The organism is Nonomuraea sp. NPDC050227 (assembly GCF_044459705.1).
GTDB lineage: Bacteria > Actinomycetota > Actinomycetes > Streptosporangiales > Streptosporangiaceae > Nonomuraea.
On sequence record NZ_JBITJF010000013.1, the window covers coordinates 27184 to 40153 of the forward strand.

General features: G+C 74.4%; 9 protein-coding genes. 6 read left to right on the top strand and 3 right to left on the bottom strand.

The genetic code is table 11. The annotated features are described in order from the left end of the window. Window positions 1-131 precede the first annotated feature (131 nt). The 6 genes from ACIBK9_RS39865 to ACIBK9_RS39890 are packed head-to-tail and all read left to right on the top strand — an operon-like array spanning window position 132 to window position 9237. Window positions 132-2192, top strand: coding sequence for a dipeptide ABC transporter ATP-binding protein (locus ACIBK9_RS39865; RefSeq protein WP_397164003.1), 2061 nt, complete (start codon window positions 132-134; stop codon window positions 2190-2192). Then, on the top strand, window positions 2189-3139 hold the full coding sequence (locus ACIBK9_RS39870; protein ID WP_397164004.1) for an ABC transporter permease: 951 nt from the start codon (window positions 2189-2191) through the stop codon (window positions 3137-3139). Before ACIBK9_RS39865 ends, ACIBK9_RS39870 begins: the two co-directional genes overlap by 4 nt. Next, entirely contained in the window at window positions 3136-4023 is an 888-nt protein-coding gene (locus ACIBK9_RS39875) for an ABC transporter permease (protein WP_352353874.1), read from the top strand. Before ACIBK9_RS39870 ends, ACIBK9_RS39875 begins: the two co-directional genes overlap by 4 nt. A 59-nt stretch (window positions 4024-4082) precedes the next feature. Continuing rightward, window positions 4083-5945, top strand: a complete 1863-nt coding sequence (locus tag ACIBK9_RS39880) for an ABC transporter substrate-binding protein (protein WP_397164006.1) — start codon at window positions 4083-4085, stop codon at window positions 5943-5945. Then, a complete protein-coding gene (locus ACIBK9_RS39885; protein WP_397164008.1) occupies window positions 5942-7165 on the top strand; it encodes an erythromycin esterase family protein in 1224 nt (407 codons plus the stop codon). The genes ACIBK9_RS39880 and ACIBK9_RS39885 overlap by 4 nt, the downstream gene beginning before the upstream one ends. Then, a complete protein-coding gene (locus ACIBK9_RS39890) occupies window positions 7162-9237 on the top strand; it encodes a prolyl oligopeptidase family serine peptidase (RefSeq protein WP_397164009.1) in 2076 nt (691 codons plus the stop codon). Before ACIBK9_RS39885 ends, ACIBK9_RS39890 begins: the two co-directional genes overlap by 4 nt. Here ACIBK9_RS39890 and ACIBK9_RS39895 read toward each other — a convergent pair. The 3 genes from ACIBK9_RS39895 to ACIBK9_RS39905 form a co-directional block, all read right to left on the bottom strand. Continuing rightward, on the bottom strand, window positions 9215-10876 hold the full coding sequence (locus ACIBK9_RS39895) for a helix-turn-helix domain-containing protein (protein WP_397164011.1): 1662 nt from the start codon (window positions 10874-10876) through the stop codon (window positions 9215-9217). The genes ACIBK9_RS39890 and ACIBK9_RS39895 overlap by 23 nt on opposite strands. Before the next feature lie 89 nt (window positions 10877-10965). Continuing rightward, entirely contained in the window at window positions 10966-12075 is a 1110-nt protein-coding gene (menC, locus tag ACIBK9_RS39900) for an o-succinylbenzoate synthase (protein ID WP_397164013.1), read from the bottom strand. After that, entirely contained in the window at window positions 12072-12959 is an 888-nt protein-coding gene (locus tag ACIBK9_RS39905) for a GNAT family N-acetyltransferase (protein WP_358293482.1), read from the bottom strand. Before ACIBK9_RS39905 ends, menC begins: the two co-directional genes overlap by 4 nt. Window positions 12960-12970: the final 11 nt, after the last annotated feature.

Genomic DNA, 12970 nt, shown 5'->3' on the forward strand with positions numbered 1-12970 from the left:
GGCGGGCCGTTCTCATGCCCGCCCCCGTCTCCGCACCGTGCTGATCAGTTGGTACGCCCGGACGAACCCCGGCCCCAACGTTCGATGTCCGCGACGAACACCGCCGGGGACGCGGGTCCCACTATCGTCGGATGGATTTGGAGAGTGATCGCGTGCTGGCGATCCGGGATCTGTCGGTCGAGATCCGGCGCGGCGACAGGGTCGTCCGCCCGGTCTCGGACGTCAGTCTGGTGCTGAACCGCGGCGAGACCCTGGGGATCGTCGGCGAGACCGGGTCCGGCAAGTCCATGACCGGTCTCGCGATCATGGGCATGCTGCCGGCCGGCGGCCGGGTGACCGGCGGCTCGATCGACTTCGGCGGCGAGGAGCTGGTCGGCCTGCCCGCCGCGCGCTACCGGGCCCTGCGCGGCAACGAGATCGCGATGGTGTTCCAGGACTCGCTGACGGCGCTGAACCCGACCCGGCGCATCGGCGAGCAGGTCGCCGAGCCGGTCCGGCTGCACCACGGCGCCTCCAGGCGGGCCGCCCGCGAACGCGCCGCCGAGGTGCTCGCCCTGGTCGGCCTGCCCCGCCCGGCCGAGCGCATGGACGACTACCCGCACCAGCTCTCCGGCGGCATGCGGCAGCGCGTGATGATCGCGATGGCGCTGGCCTGCGAGCCGCGGGTCGTCATCGCCGACGAGCCCACCACGGCGCTCGACGTCACCATCCAGGCCGAGATCCTCGACCTCCTGGACGGCCTGCGCTCCCGGCTCGGCATGTCGATGATCCTCATCACCCACGACATGGGCGTCATCGCCCGGCACGCCGACCGCGTCGGCGTCATGTACGCCGGCCGCCTGGCCGAGACCGCCCCCACCCCCGTGCTCTTCGCCCGGACCCGGCACCGCTACACGCACGCGCTGCTGGCCTCGATCCCCTCGCTCACCCACGACCGGGACGAGCGGCTGTTCAGCATCCCCGGCGCGCCGCCCGACCTGACCGTGGCCGGGCCCGGCTGCCCGTTCGCGCCGCGCTGCGACGCCGCCACCGACCGGTGCCGCGAGGAGCGTCCGGCCCCCGTGGCCGAGGACGGCGGGCACGTCCACGCCTGCCACCATCCGGCCACCGGACCGGCCGACCGGGTCCAGAGCCGCTTCCGCACCCGCCCGGCGGAGCCCGCGGCGTCCGCGGAGCGCGCGCCGCGGTTGCGCGTCGTCGACCTCAGGCGCGAGTACCCGATCGGCGGCAGGGGCCTGTTCGGCGCGCGCCGCACCCTCAAGGCGGTCTCCGGCGTGAGCTTCGAGGTGGCGGCGGGGGAGACGTTCGGGCTGGTCGGCGAGTCGGGATGCGGTAAGTCCACCCTGGGCAGGATGCTCGTCGCCCTCGACCGGCCCACCTCCGGCGAGGTGATCTTCGACGGCGAGCCGGTCAGCCGGATGGGCGCGCGGGCGCTCGGCCCGCGCCGGAGCCGGCTGCAGATGATGTTCCAGGACTCCGGCGCCGCCCTCGACCCGCGCATGCGCATCGGCACGATCCTGCGCGAGCCGCTGGCGATCCAGGGCGCGGGCGACCGCGCCCACCGCACGGCCCGCGCCCGCGAGCTGCTGCGGGACGTCGGCCTTCCCGCGGGCGTCATGGAGCGCTACCCCCACGAGCTGTCCGGCGGGCAGCGGCAGCGGGTGAACCTGGCCCGCGCCCTGGCCCTGGACCCGGCGGTGCTGGTCGCCGACGAGCCGGTCAGCGCCCTGGACGTGTCCATCCGCTCCCAGGTGCTCAACCTCATGCGCGCCGTCCAGCTCGAACGCGGCCTCAGCAGCGTGGTGATCTCGCACGACCTCGCCGTCGTGCGGTACCTGGCCGACCGGGTCGGCGTCATGTACCTGGGCAAGCTGGTCGAGACCGGCACCACCGAAGAGGTGTACGGCGCCCCCGCCCACCCCTACACCGCCGGCCTGCTGGCCGCCGTCCCCGACGCGGACCCGCAGGCCCGGCAGCCGCGCGGCGAACGCGTACGCGGCGAGCTGCCGAGCCCGATCGACCCGCCCAGCGGCTGCCGCTTCCGCACCCGCTGCGCCCTGGCCGACGACCTGTGCGCCCAGGCCGAGCCCCTTCCGCGGCCGGTCACCGGCAGCCACCAGGTCGCCTGCCACCACCCGCTCCAGCCGCTCGAACCCGCGGCCACCCCGCTGAAGGGAGCCTCCCGGTCATGACCTGGTACGTCGTCCGGCGCCTGGCGATCTCGGTCGTCGTCCTGCTCGGCATCTCCGCGGTGGTGTTCCTGCTGCTGCACCTCGTCTCGGACAGCCCCGGGCGGGTGGTCCTGGGGCAGCGCGCCTCGCCCGAGGCGGTCGCCGACTTCAACCGGCAGCACGGGTACGACCGCCCGGTCCTCGCCCAGTACGTCGGCTACCTGGGCCAGCTCGCCCGGGGAGACCTGGGCAGGTCGTACAAGCTGAACGAGAACGTGGCCACCCTGCTCGGGCAGAACGCCGGCCGCAGCGCGATGCTCTCGGCGGCCGGCCTGGCGCTGGCCCTGGTGATCGCCGTGCCGCTCGGCGTGCTGCAGGCGGTCCGGCGCAACAGCGTCGCCGACCGGCTGCTCACGGCGGTCTCGTACGTGCTCTACGCGACGCCGTCGTTCCTGCTCGGGCTGATCCTCATCGCCGTCTTCAGCCAGGCGCTGCCGATCTTCCCGGCGGAGGCGTCCCAGTCGCACTCGCCCTGGGTCGTCCTCACCGATCCGCGGGCGATGGCGCTGCCGGTCATCACGCTGGCCGCGGCGAGCGTCGCGGTCTTCGCGCAGTACCAGCGCTCCTCGGCCCTTGACCAGCTCGGCCAGGACTACATCCGGGTGGCGCGGGCCAAGGGGCTGCCCGAGCGGCTGATCCTGCTGCGCCACCTGCTGCGCAACGCCTGCCTGCCGCTGGTCACCCTGGTCGGCACGCTCATCCCCACCCTCCTGGCGGGCAACCTGATCGTCGAGTCGCTGTTCAACTATCCCGGCCTCGGCCTGCTGTTCCTCAACAGCCTGCAACGCGAGGACTATCCGGTGCTGCTCGCCTACACCCTCGTCGGGGGCGTCCTGACCGTGGCCGGCAACTTCGTCGCCGACCTCGTCGTCGCCGCCGCCGACCGCCGAATCGAGCTGACGAAATGACCACACAGAACGTGGAGGCCCGGCCCGAGGCCGAGGCCGTCCCGGCGCGGAGCCGGCGCTCGGTGCTGCGCGGGCTGCGGCGCAGCCCGCTCGGCCTGACCGGCGGCCTGCTCCTGCTGCTGATCGCCGGGTTCTGCTTCCTCGGGCCGCTGCTCTACCGCACCAACCAGATCGACGTGGACCTGGTCAACGCGGCCCTGCCGCCCGGCCCCGGCCATCCGCTCGGCACGGACGCCAACGGCTTCGACGTGCTCGGCCGGCTGATGGCCGGCGGCCGCCTGTCGCTGCAGATCGGCCTGCTCGCCGCCCTGTTCGCCACCGCGATCGGCACCCTGTACGGCGCGGTCGCCGGCCTGGCCGGCGGCGTCGTGGACGGCTTCCTCATGCGCCTGGTCGACGTCATGCTCTCGGTGCCGTTCCTGTTCTTCGTCCTGATCCTGTCGGCCCGCTTCCACGCCGACGCGCTGTCGCTGAGCCTGGTCATCGGCGGGTTCTCCTGGCTGGTCTCCGCCCGGCTGGTCCGCGGCGAGGTGCTGACGCTGCGGGTTCGCGAGTTCGTGCTGGCCGCGCGGGTGATGGGCGCCTCCCGCCGGCGGCTCATCCTCACCCACCTGATCCCGAACGCGCTCGGCGTGATCATCGTCAACATCACGTTCCAGGTCGCCGACGCGATCCTGGTCGTGGCGGCGCTGGGCTTCCTCGGGTTCGGGCTGACGTACCCGACCGAGGACTGGGGCAGCCAGCTCGCCGGCGGCGTCGCCTACATCTCGGCCGACTACTGGTGGCTGATCTACCCGGTCGGGGGCTGCATCGTCCTGACGGTGCTGGCGCTCAACCTGCTCGCCGACGCCCTGCGCGACGCCGTCGGGCGCCGGGCCGACTGACGTCCGCCGACCGATGAACGCCGACTGACATCTCCACCCCCACATGTAGGGAGCCTGCAATGACGCACGTGTCCGGAAAGCAGCGAGCACGCCTGGCGGTGGCGCTCGCCGCCGCGGTGGCGGTGCTCGCCACAGCGTGCACCGGCGGCGGGGGCGCCGCGAAGGACCCCGCCGCGGGGTACGCCAGCCAGCCGGCGCAGTCGGGCAAGCCCAAGGACGGCGGCACGGTCACGGTCGCGCTGACCCCCGGCCTCAGCCCGAACTACATCTACCCCTACCCGCCGGCCGCCGCCAACGGGACCGTCATCGCCCGCGGCCTGATGTGGCGCTCCCTCTACCGGCCCAGCGGCGAGGGCGACCAGGTGGCCGACGCCGAGCTGAGCCTGGCCGAGCCGCCCGTCTACAGCACCGACCGCAAGACCGTGACCATCAAGATGAAGGACTACAAGTGGTCCGACGGCAACCCGGTCACCGCCGGTGACGTCGTCTTCTCTCTGACGCTGCTCAAGGCGGCGCTCGCGGAGAGCCCGGCCAACTGGAGCTTCTACACCCCGGGCCAGTTCCCCGACGGGGTCACCGCCAAGGCCGCCGCGCCCGACACGCTGACCCTCGAACTGGAGACGGCGTACAACCCGTCGTACCTGATGTCGATGCTGACGCTGCTGTACGTGATGCCGTCCAAGGCGTGGGACATCGACCGCGCGGGCGGCCCGCACCTCGACTACACCAAGCCGAAGAACGCCACGGCGATCTACAAGTACCTCACCAAGGAGTCGGAGTCGCAGTCCACGTTCGCCACGAACCCGCTGTGGCAGGTGGTGAACGGCCCGTTCCGGCTCAAGAGCTTCGACCCGACGACCGGCTCGTTCTCGCTGGCGCCCAACGAGTCCTACAGCGGGCCCGGCGACTCGCGGCTCGACCAGGTCGACTTCAAGGCGTTCACCTCGGCCGCCGCGGTGCTCAACCAGTTCAAGGCGGGGAACCTGACCGTCGGCACGCTCGACTCCAGCTTCATCACGCAGATCGGCGCGCTGAAGGCCAAGGGGTTCAACGTCTACGGCGCGCCCGCGCCCGCCCGCTTCGACTCGCTGACCATCAACTTCGGCAACACCGTGAACGGCTTCGACAAGATCATCGCGCAGCCGTACGTCCGGCAGGCCCTCCAGCGCCTGATCGACCAGCCGGGCTACATCGCCGGCCGGGGCATCTACAACGGCGCCGGCTCGCCCAACTACAGCACCGCGGGCAGCGGCTCGCCGTACCCGCCGGCCTTCGGCGACGCGCCGCCGTACCCGCACGACCCGGCGGCGGCGGCCAAGCTGCTCACCGACAACGGCTGGCAGGTGGTCCCGAACGGCTCCACCACCTGCGTGCGGCCCGGCACCGGGCCGGGCGAGTGCGGCGCCGGCATCCCGCGCGGCCAGAAGATCAGCTTCACCCTGGCCTCCGCGAACACCCCCGCCTACGTCGGCGCCCGGGACGTCGCCTTCGCCTCGGCGGCCAAGAAGCTCGGCGTCGAGGTCAAGATCGTCACCAAGTCCCTCACCTACATGTACGCCAACTACGGCAACACCTTCGCGCCCGCGAACAAGAACGAGTGGGCGATGCAGGACTACGGGCCGCTCTACCTGGCGGCCGGTTACCCCAGCAGCAACACGGTGTTCAACGCCAAGGGCAGTTTCAACCTGGGCGGCTACCGCGACGACGAGGTGGACCGGCTCATCGACGCCTCGACCTTCGGCGCCGACGCCGGGGCCCTGTCGGCCGAGGTGACCAAGATCGCCCAGGAGCTGCCCGTGCTGTTCTTCCCGACCCCGCACACCCTGGTCGTGTGGAAGGACACGCTGTCCGGCCCGCAGTCGTCGTTCCGGGCCCTGCTCAGCTACCTGTACACGCCCGAGCTCTGGTACTTCCACGCATGACGCGCGACGCCTTCGCCCGGCCGCTGCGCCACCTCGACCCGGCCGCCGCCGCCGTCGCGGACGCCCGCACACTGCGCGAGCTGGTCGGCGACGCCCGTGTGGTGGCCGTCGGCGAGGGGGCGCACAACGTCACCGAGTTCTACCGGCTCAAGGACCGGCTGTTCCGCATCCTCGTCCGCGAGCTGGGGTTCTCGGCGTTCGTGATGGAGTCCGGCTTCGCCGAGGGGCTGGCCGTGGACGCCTGGGTCCACGGCGGGCCCGGCGCGGCCGCGACGGTCGCCCGCGACGGCATCACCTACCGGTTCGGCGAGTGCGAGCCGATGCGGCGGCAGCTGCGCTGGATGCGCCGCCGCAACTCGGCGGGCCCGGGGCAGGTCTCCTTCTACGGCATGGACCTGCCCGGCTCGTCCACCTCGCCAGGCCCGGCGGTGCGCGCGTGCTTGGACCGCATGCCGGCCGGACCGGGCGACGAGGAGCTGCTGATCCTGAGCGACCTGGGCGGCCGCACCGAGGCGGCGGTCCGGTACGCGGCCATGCCCGCCGCGGGCCGGGCCCGCCTGCTCGCGGGGCTGCGCGAGCTGGCCGGGCGCGCGCTCGGGTCGGCGGACCCGGTGCTGCGCCGGTGCGCGGCCTCCCTCCAGGCGTTCGCCGACGAGGCCGAGGCGGGGGAGGCCGGGCCGGCGGGCGCGCCCTATCCCCGGGACCGGTTCATGGCCGAGACCGTGGAATGGGTGCTCGAACGGGAGCAGCGGATCGTCGTCAGCGCCCACAACTCCCACGTCCGGCGCTCGCCCTTCCACGGGCGGCCGACGCTGGGCGGCCTGCTCGCCGCGTCCCTGGGAGACGACCTGGTCGTCGTCGGCACGACCTACGGCTCCGGCCCGGAGGTGCGCTTCACGCAGCGCTCCCCGCGCCCGTTCGACTGCGACGTCTCGCTGGAGGCGCGCACCCTGCCGCCGAACTGCGTCGAGGCGCCGCTGGACCGGCTCGGCCCGCCCGTGACCGTCGTCGACCTGCGCCGCGCGCCGGGCGAGCTGTTCGACGGGATCGACGGCACGCTCGCCAGCGGCGGCCTCGACCCGGTGGACGACTTCCCGGCCGCCTACGACGCCCTGATCCACGTCCGCCGGGTCAGCCGGGTCCCCGGCGCGTTCGAACGGCTCCAGGCCGAGTTCGCCGCCGCCCGTCCTGCCCGTCCTGAATCGCCGGAGTCATCGTGACCCTTTCCTATCCGCCCGCGCGCACCGTCGAGGTGGTCGAGAACGTCGCGGGCGTCCGCGTGCCCGATCCGTACCGGTGGCTGGAGGAGGAGACGCCCGAGGTGCGGCGGTGGCAGCGGCGGCAGGCCGAGCTGGCCGCCGCCGTCGCCTACGACGGGCAGGACCCGGCGGCCGTCCGGGACCTGATCCTGGCCTTCGACGCCGGATCCCGCCCGGCCCTGCCCAGGTACGCGGCCGGCCGCTGGTTCCGCCCGGTCACCCCGCCCGGCGGGACGGCGTCCACCGTGGTCGTCGGGGACGAGCCCTACGGCCCCGGCCGGACGGTGGCCGACCTGGCGCGGTTCGGCGGCACGCAGGACGCGGTGCTGTCCTGGCTGGCGCCCTCCCCGGACGGCCGCGTCCTGGCCCTCGGCGTGTGCACCGACGGCAGCGAGCACAACACCATCCGGCTCGTCGAGGTGGACACCGGCCGCACGCTCGACGCGCCCGGCCAGGTCCTGCACAGCGCGTGGGCCGGCGGCGTCTCCTGGACGCCCGACAGCGGCGGCTTCTCCTTCCTCGCGCTCACCGGCCCCCCGGAGGAGTTCCGGCAGGCCGTGTTCAGCCACCGCCTCGGGACGCCGGGCGAGACCGTCGTGGAGCCGATCCCGATCCCGGCGGGCTCGCGGGAGTACACGCTCGTCCAGTTCTCCCCGGACGGCCGCTGGGCCGTGGCCGCGCACCGGGTGGGCAGCCCGATCCCGTGCGCCGTCCGCGACCTGTCCGTGCCCGGGTCCGCGTGGCGGCCCTTCGTCACCAGCTGCGCCGGCACGGTCGCCGGTCACGTCGTCGGCGACCGCTACGTGGCGGTGACCGACGTCGGCGCGCCGCGCGGCCGGGTGGTCGCCATCCCGCTCGACGCCGCCGACCCCGACGACCCGTCGGGATGGACGGAGCTGGTCCCCGAGGGCGAGACCGTGCTGCGCTCGCTCACGCCCGTAGGCGAGCACCTGTACCTCAGCGAGTTCGACCGGACGTTCGCCCGGGTGCGGATCCTCGACCGCGCGGGCGCCGTCGCCGGGGAGGTGCCGCTGCCCGGCCGGGGCGCGCTCGCCGCCCCCTTCTTCGCCCTGACCGCCCTGGCCACCGGCGCGCCCGCGGCCGACTTCGTCTTCGCCTTCTCCACGCTGACCAGCTCCTGGGGCGTCTACCGGCACCGGCCCGGCCAGGGCGTGCCGCACACCCTGTCGGCCCCGGCGGTCACGCTCGACGCCGAGGTGGAAGAGGGGCAGGCGGTGGCGGCCGACGGGGTCGCGGTGCCGTACCACGTGGTGCGCCCGGCCGGCCTCGACCCGGCGCGGCCCGCGCCGGCGCTCGTCTCGGCCTACGGGGCGGCCAACGTGCCCCTGCTTCCCCAGTACCAGCCGGACCTGGCCGCCTTCGTCGCCGCCGGGGGAGTGCTGGTGCAGGCGTACCTGCGCGGTGGCGGCGAGTTCGGCGGGGACTGGTACCGGGCCGCGCACCGGGAGCGGCGGCACGTCCGCGACTCCGACCTGGTGGCCGTCGCCGAGCACCTGATCGCCGAGGGCGTGACGGCCGCCGACCGGCTGGCGCTGACCGGCGGCTCCGACGGCGGGCTCATGTGCGGGATCGCCGTCACCAGCCGGCCCGAGCTGTGGCGGGCCGTCCTGCCGCGGGCGCCGCTGCTGGACCTGATCGGCGGCACCCGCGACCCGTACCTCGACTTCGTCATCCGCAAGGCGTGGGCGGACCCGGACGACCCCGAGGAGGTCCGGCGGCTGCTGCGGATGTCGCCGTACGAGCGGGTGCGCCCCGGCGTCTTCCCCGCGGTCTACCTCCAGGCCGGGGCGACGGACCCGCGCTGCCGTCCCTGGCACGCGCGCAAGTTCGCCGCCCGCCTCCAGGCGGCCCAGCAGGGGGACGAGCCCGTCCTGCTGCACGTCTTCGACGACGCCGGGCACGGCGCGGCCACCCCCCATGACGTGGCGGTCGCCCAGGACGCCGAATGGCTGGCCTTCCTCATCGGCACGCTGGGCCTGCGCGGCCCGGTCAGTCGTCCGGCGCGGACCTGATCGACATCAGGCGCAGCTGCAGCATGGCCGACAGGCGCGCGTCCGGGGAGCCGAGGTCGATCCGGCCCACCTCGGCCGCGCGCCGCAGCCGGTAGCGGAACGTGTTGGGATGCACGAACATCGCGGCGGCGGCCACCGAGACGTCGCCGAAGGCGTCGAGCCAGGCGTCCAGCGTCTCGACCAGGCTCGTCTGGTGCTCCTTGTCGTAGGCGACGACCCGGGCGACCGGCCCGCTGGGGACGTCGCCGCGCGGCACGAGGTCGGCCAGCTCCAGCAGCAGCGCGTCCACGTGCACGTCGTCCAGGCGGGCCACCTGCCGTCCGGCGCCGCCCGAGCGCAGCACGCGCAGCGCCCGGTCGGCGCCCGAACGCGAGCGGGCCAGGGCCGAGTTGTCCCCGGCCGGCCGGCCCACCCCGACCAGCGGGCGCAGGCGGGAGCCGACCCGGGCCAGGAACTCGGTGGCCACCAGGACCGCGCGCTCGTCGGCGTCCTGCCGGTTCTGCGGCAGCGGCAGGATGCCGTAGGCGACGTCGCCGACCAGCGCGGCGGCGGCCCGCGGGTGCACGGCCGACAGGTGCATGGCGAAGGCGTCGGCGAGCCGCTTGCGCTCGGCGGCGAGCTGGGCGGGCAGCGGGCTCTCGCCCGCCGGGCCGACGACGGTGAGCGCCAGGACGACCGCGGGCTCGTCCTTCAGCCCCAGGCGGCGGGCGGCCTCCAGGGAGCCGGGCCCGCTCTCCAGCGCGGTGCCCAGCAGCTCGGCCCGCAGCCGCCGTTCCATGTCGGCGTCGGCGCGCTGCCACACCATGTGCATCGCGACCAGCTTGGACGCCTCGTAGAGCGCCTGGCTGCGCTCCTCGCCCAGCGGCTCGGGGACGACGACCCAGATCGTGCCGAGGATCTCGTCGCCGGCGCGCACCGCGATCGCCACCCGGGGCAGCGCGGGCGGCTGCCGGCCCTCGGGGTCGGGCAGGGGTGCCACGAAGACGGGCCGGTCGCTGCGGTAGATCGCCTGGAAGACGCCGCGTTCCTCCAGGATGCGGGTGTACTGCTCGGGGACCTGGCGGCCCAGGATCGTCCGCACGCGGGAGGTGTCGGTGTCCTCCTGGCGGCTGGAGAAGGCCAGCAGCCGCGAGTGGCGGTCCTCGATGGTGACGGGCGCGTCGAGCAGCGCGGCGATGGCGTTGGCCACGGCGAACAGGTCGCCGGACCCGATCCGGCCCGAGGCATGGGCGTCGGGGTCGAGCCGGCCGCCGTCGGAGGTCAGCTCGCGCAGCATGCCGGCCAGGTGCGTCCAGGACGCGCCGCGGGCGAAGGCCAGCACCGCCACGCCCGCCCGGCCCGCCGCCGCGACCAGCCGTTCGTCGGCGACGACGGGCGCGCGGACGACCAGCGCGGCGGCGCCGTGCCGCCCGAGCCGGGTCACGACCTGCGCGATCTCGGCCGGGTCGTGCAGGCCGACGCCGAGGACGAGCGCGTCGGCGGGCAGCTCGGGCTCGTCGAGCGGGTCGTGGATGACGACGCCGCCGATGTCGCGGGCGAGCCCGGCGTCGCCGCAGACGACCTGGAGCAGGGTGGTACCGAGTTCCTCCAGGACGCGGCCCAGGCTGGCACGCGGGAGGCCGGTCACGGGGACAAGCACGCTCCCGACGCTAGCGCCGCCCCGGTGGCACATCGTTCGTCCGGGACGACGAAATGCCACCTGCTGACCTGTCGGAACCGACCAACAGATCAGGACGGCATCGGCACCCACGTCGTCGCGACGGTGACCTCCTCCAGCACCTCCGGGATCGGGGCGACGCCGATCCCCGGGCCGGTCGGCACGGCGAGGTGGCCGTCCTCCAGGCGGAACGGCGGCGTCAGGTCGGTCCGGTAGTAGCGGTCGGAGGCCGAGGTGTCGCCGGGCAGCAGGAACCCGGGCAGCGCGGCCAGCGCCACGTTCGCGGCCCGGCCCACGCCGGTCTCCAGCATGCCGCCGCACCACACCGGGACGTCGTGCGCGGCGCACACGTCGTGGATGCGCCGGGCCTCCAGATGGCCGCCGACCCGGCCCGGCTTGATGTTGACCACCTGGCAGGCCCCGAGCGCGATCGCGTCGGCGGCGGCGCGGGCCGAGACGATGGACTCGTCCAGGCAGATCGGCGTCGTGATCCGCTCGGCCAGCCGGGCGTGCCCGAGCAGGTCGTCCTGCGCGAACGGCTGCTCGATCAGCAGCAGGCCGAACGGGTCCAGCCCGGCCAGGTGCCGGGCGTCGCCGCGCCCGTAGGCGGTGTTGGCGTCCACCTGGAGCGGGACGTCGCCGAACCGCTCGCGCACGGCACGGACCGGCTCGACGTCCCAGCCGGGTTCGATCTTCAGCTTGATCCGCAGGTAGCCCGCGTCCAGGTACTCGGCGACGGCGTCCAGCAGCGCCGGGATCGACCCGGTGATGCCCACCGACACCCCGCACGGCACGCTGGCGCGCACCGCCCCGAGCGCGTGGGCCAGCGGGACGCCGCGGGCGCGCAGATCCGCGTCCAGGACGGCCGTCTCCAGCGCGGCCTTGGCCATCCGGTGCCCCTTGAACGCCGCCAGCGCCGGGGCGACCTTGTGCGCGTCCAGGTCCGCCACACCGGCCAGCGCCGGGACCAGGAACCGGGTCAGCACGTCGGCGGCGGCGTCGGTGTACTCCGAGGAGTACAGGGGCGCCGTGCCCGCCCCGCACTCGCCCCAGCCCTCGGCCTCGCCGGTGACGACCCGCACCAGCACCGCCCGCCGCACCGTCTCGGTGCCGAACGACGTGCGGAACGGCGTCACGAGCGGCATCTCGACCGTGCGGACCTCCACACCGGTGATCTTCACTCCGTCTCCTGTCTGTCCACGATGTACCAGCCTGTTCGGTCGAAGCCGCGTACCCGGCCGCCCTGTTCGAGCAGCTCGCCCAGCACGTCCCGCAGCGCCCTGCGCCAGTCGGCGGCGCGGGCCGGGTCGCTCTCGCGCATCGCCTCGACGTCGCCGGGCACGCCGACCAGGACGGTGGCCGCGCGGGCGTACCGGACCAGCGGCCCGCCCGCCGCCGACGCCTCCAGCGCCACGGCCGCGCCCGCCGCCCTGGCCGCCGCCGCGTCCGCCACGGCCGGACGGCCCGCGCAGGCCGCCTCGACGACGGGCGTCTCCAGCCGCCAGCGGACCAGGACGCGGTCGGTGGCGTCGGCGCGGTTGATGTCGTCGTCCATGGGGCCGTAGAAGTCCGGCAGGTACTCGGCCGGGTCGGCGCCCAGCTTGGCCAGGTTGAAGTAGGCGTTGCGGCGTACCAGCGGGTCGTAGGTCCAGCAGATCTCGCCGACGCCGCGCAGCATCGCCCAGGCCCGCTGGTGCAGCTTCATGGCGAACCCGACGTTGCGGCCCTGCATGCCGGCCAGCACGCCGGCGATGTGACTGTGCAGGGCGGCGCGCGCCGGCGGCGAGAAGAAGCCGAAGCACGCGCCCACCATCCGGTCGCCGTCGAAGGCGCCGCTCACGTAGCTGCCCGCCTTGGACAACGCGCGCAACATGTCGGCCGTCACCGGGGGGTTGTTCTCGCCGGTGCGCCAGATGTGCTCGTACAGGCGGCGGACGGCTTCCAGCTCGCCGACGCTGTCCAAGGGGCGGATGTCGATGCCCGCGCCGTCGGCGGCGGCCTGCGCCGCGGCGCACGCGGCCTCGACGGGCCGGGAGTCGCGACGGTCACGGATGAGATCAGTCACGCCGGTCATGG

Excerpts from the sequence above, each read along its gene's own strand:
- ACIBK9_RS39865 (WP_397164003.1), top strand. The coding sequence starts at position 132 with ATGGATTTGGAGAGTGATCGCGTGCTGGCGATCCGGGATCTGTCGGTC.
- ACIBK9_RS39870 (WP_397164004.1), top strand. The coding sequence starts at position 2,189 with ATGACCTGGTACGTCGTCCGGCGCCTGGCGATCTCGGTCGTCGTCCTG.
- ACIBK9_RS39875 (WP_352353874.1), top strand. The coding sequence starts at position 3,136 with ATGACCACACAGAACGTGGAGGCCCGGCCCGAGGCCGAGGCCGTCCCG.
- ACIBK9_RS39880 (WP_397164006.1), top strand. The coding sequence starts at position 4,083 with ATGACGCACGTGTCCGGAAAGCAGCGAGCACGCCTGGCGGTGGCGCTC.
- ACIBK9_RS39885 (WP_397164008.1), top strand. The coding sequence starts at position 5,942 with ATGACGCGCGACGCCTTCGCCCGGCCGCTGCGCCACCTCGACCCGGCC.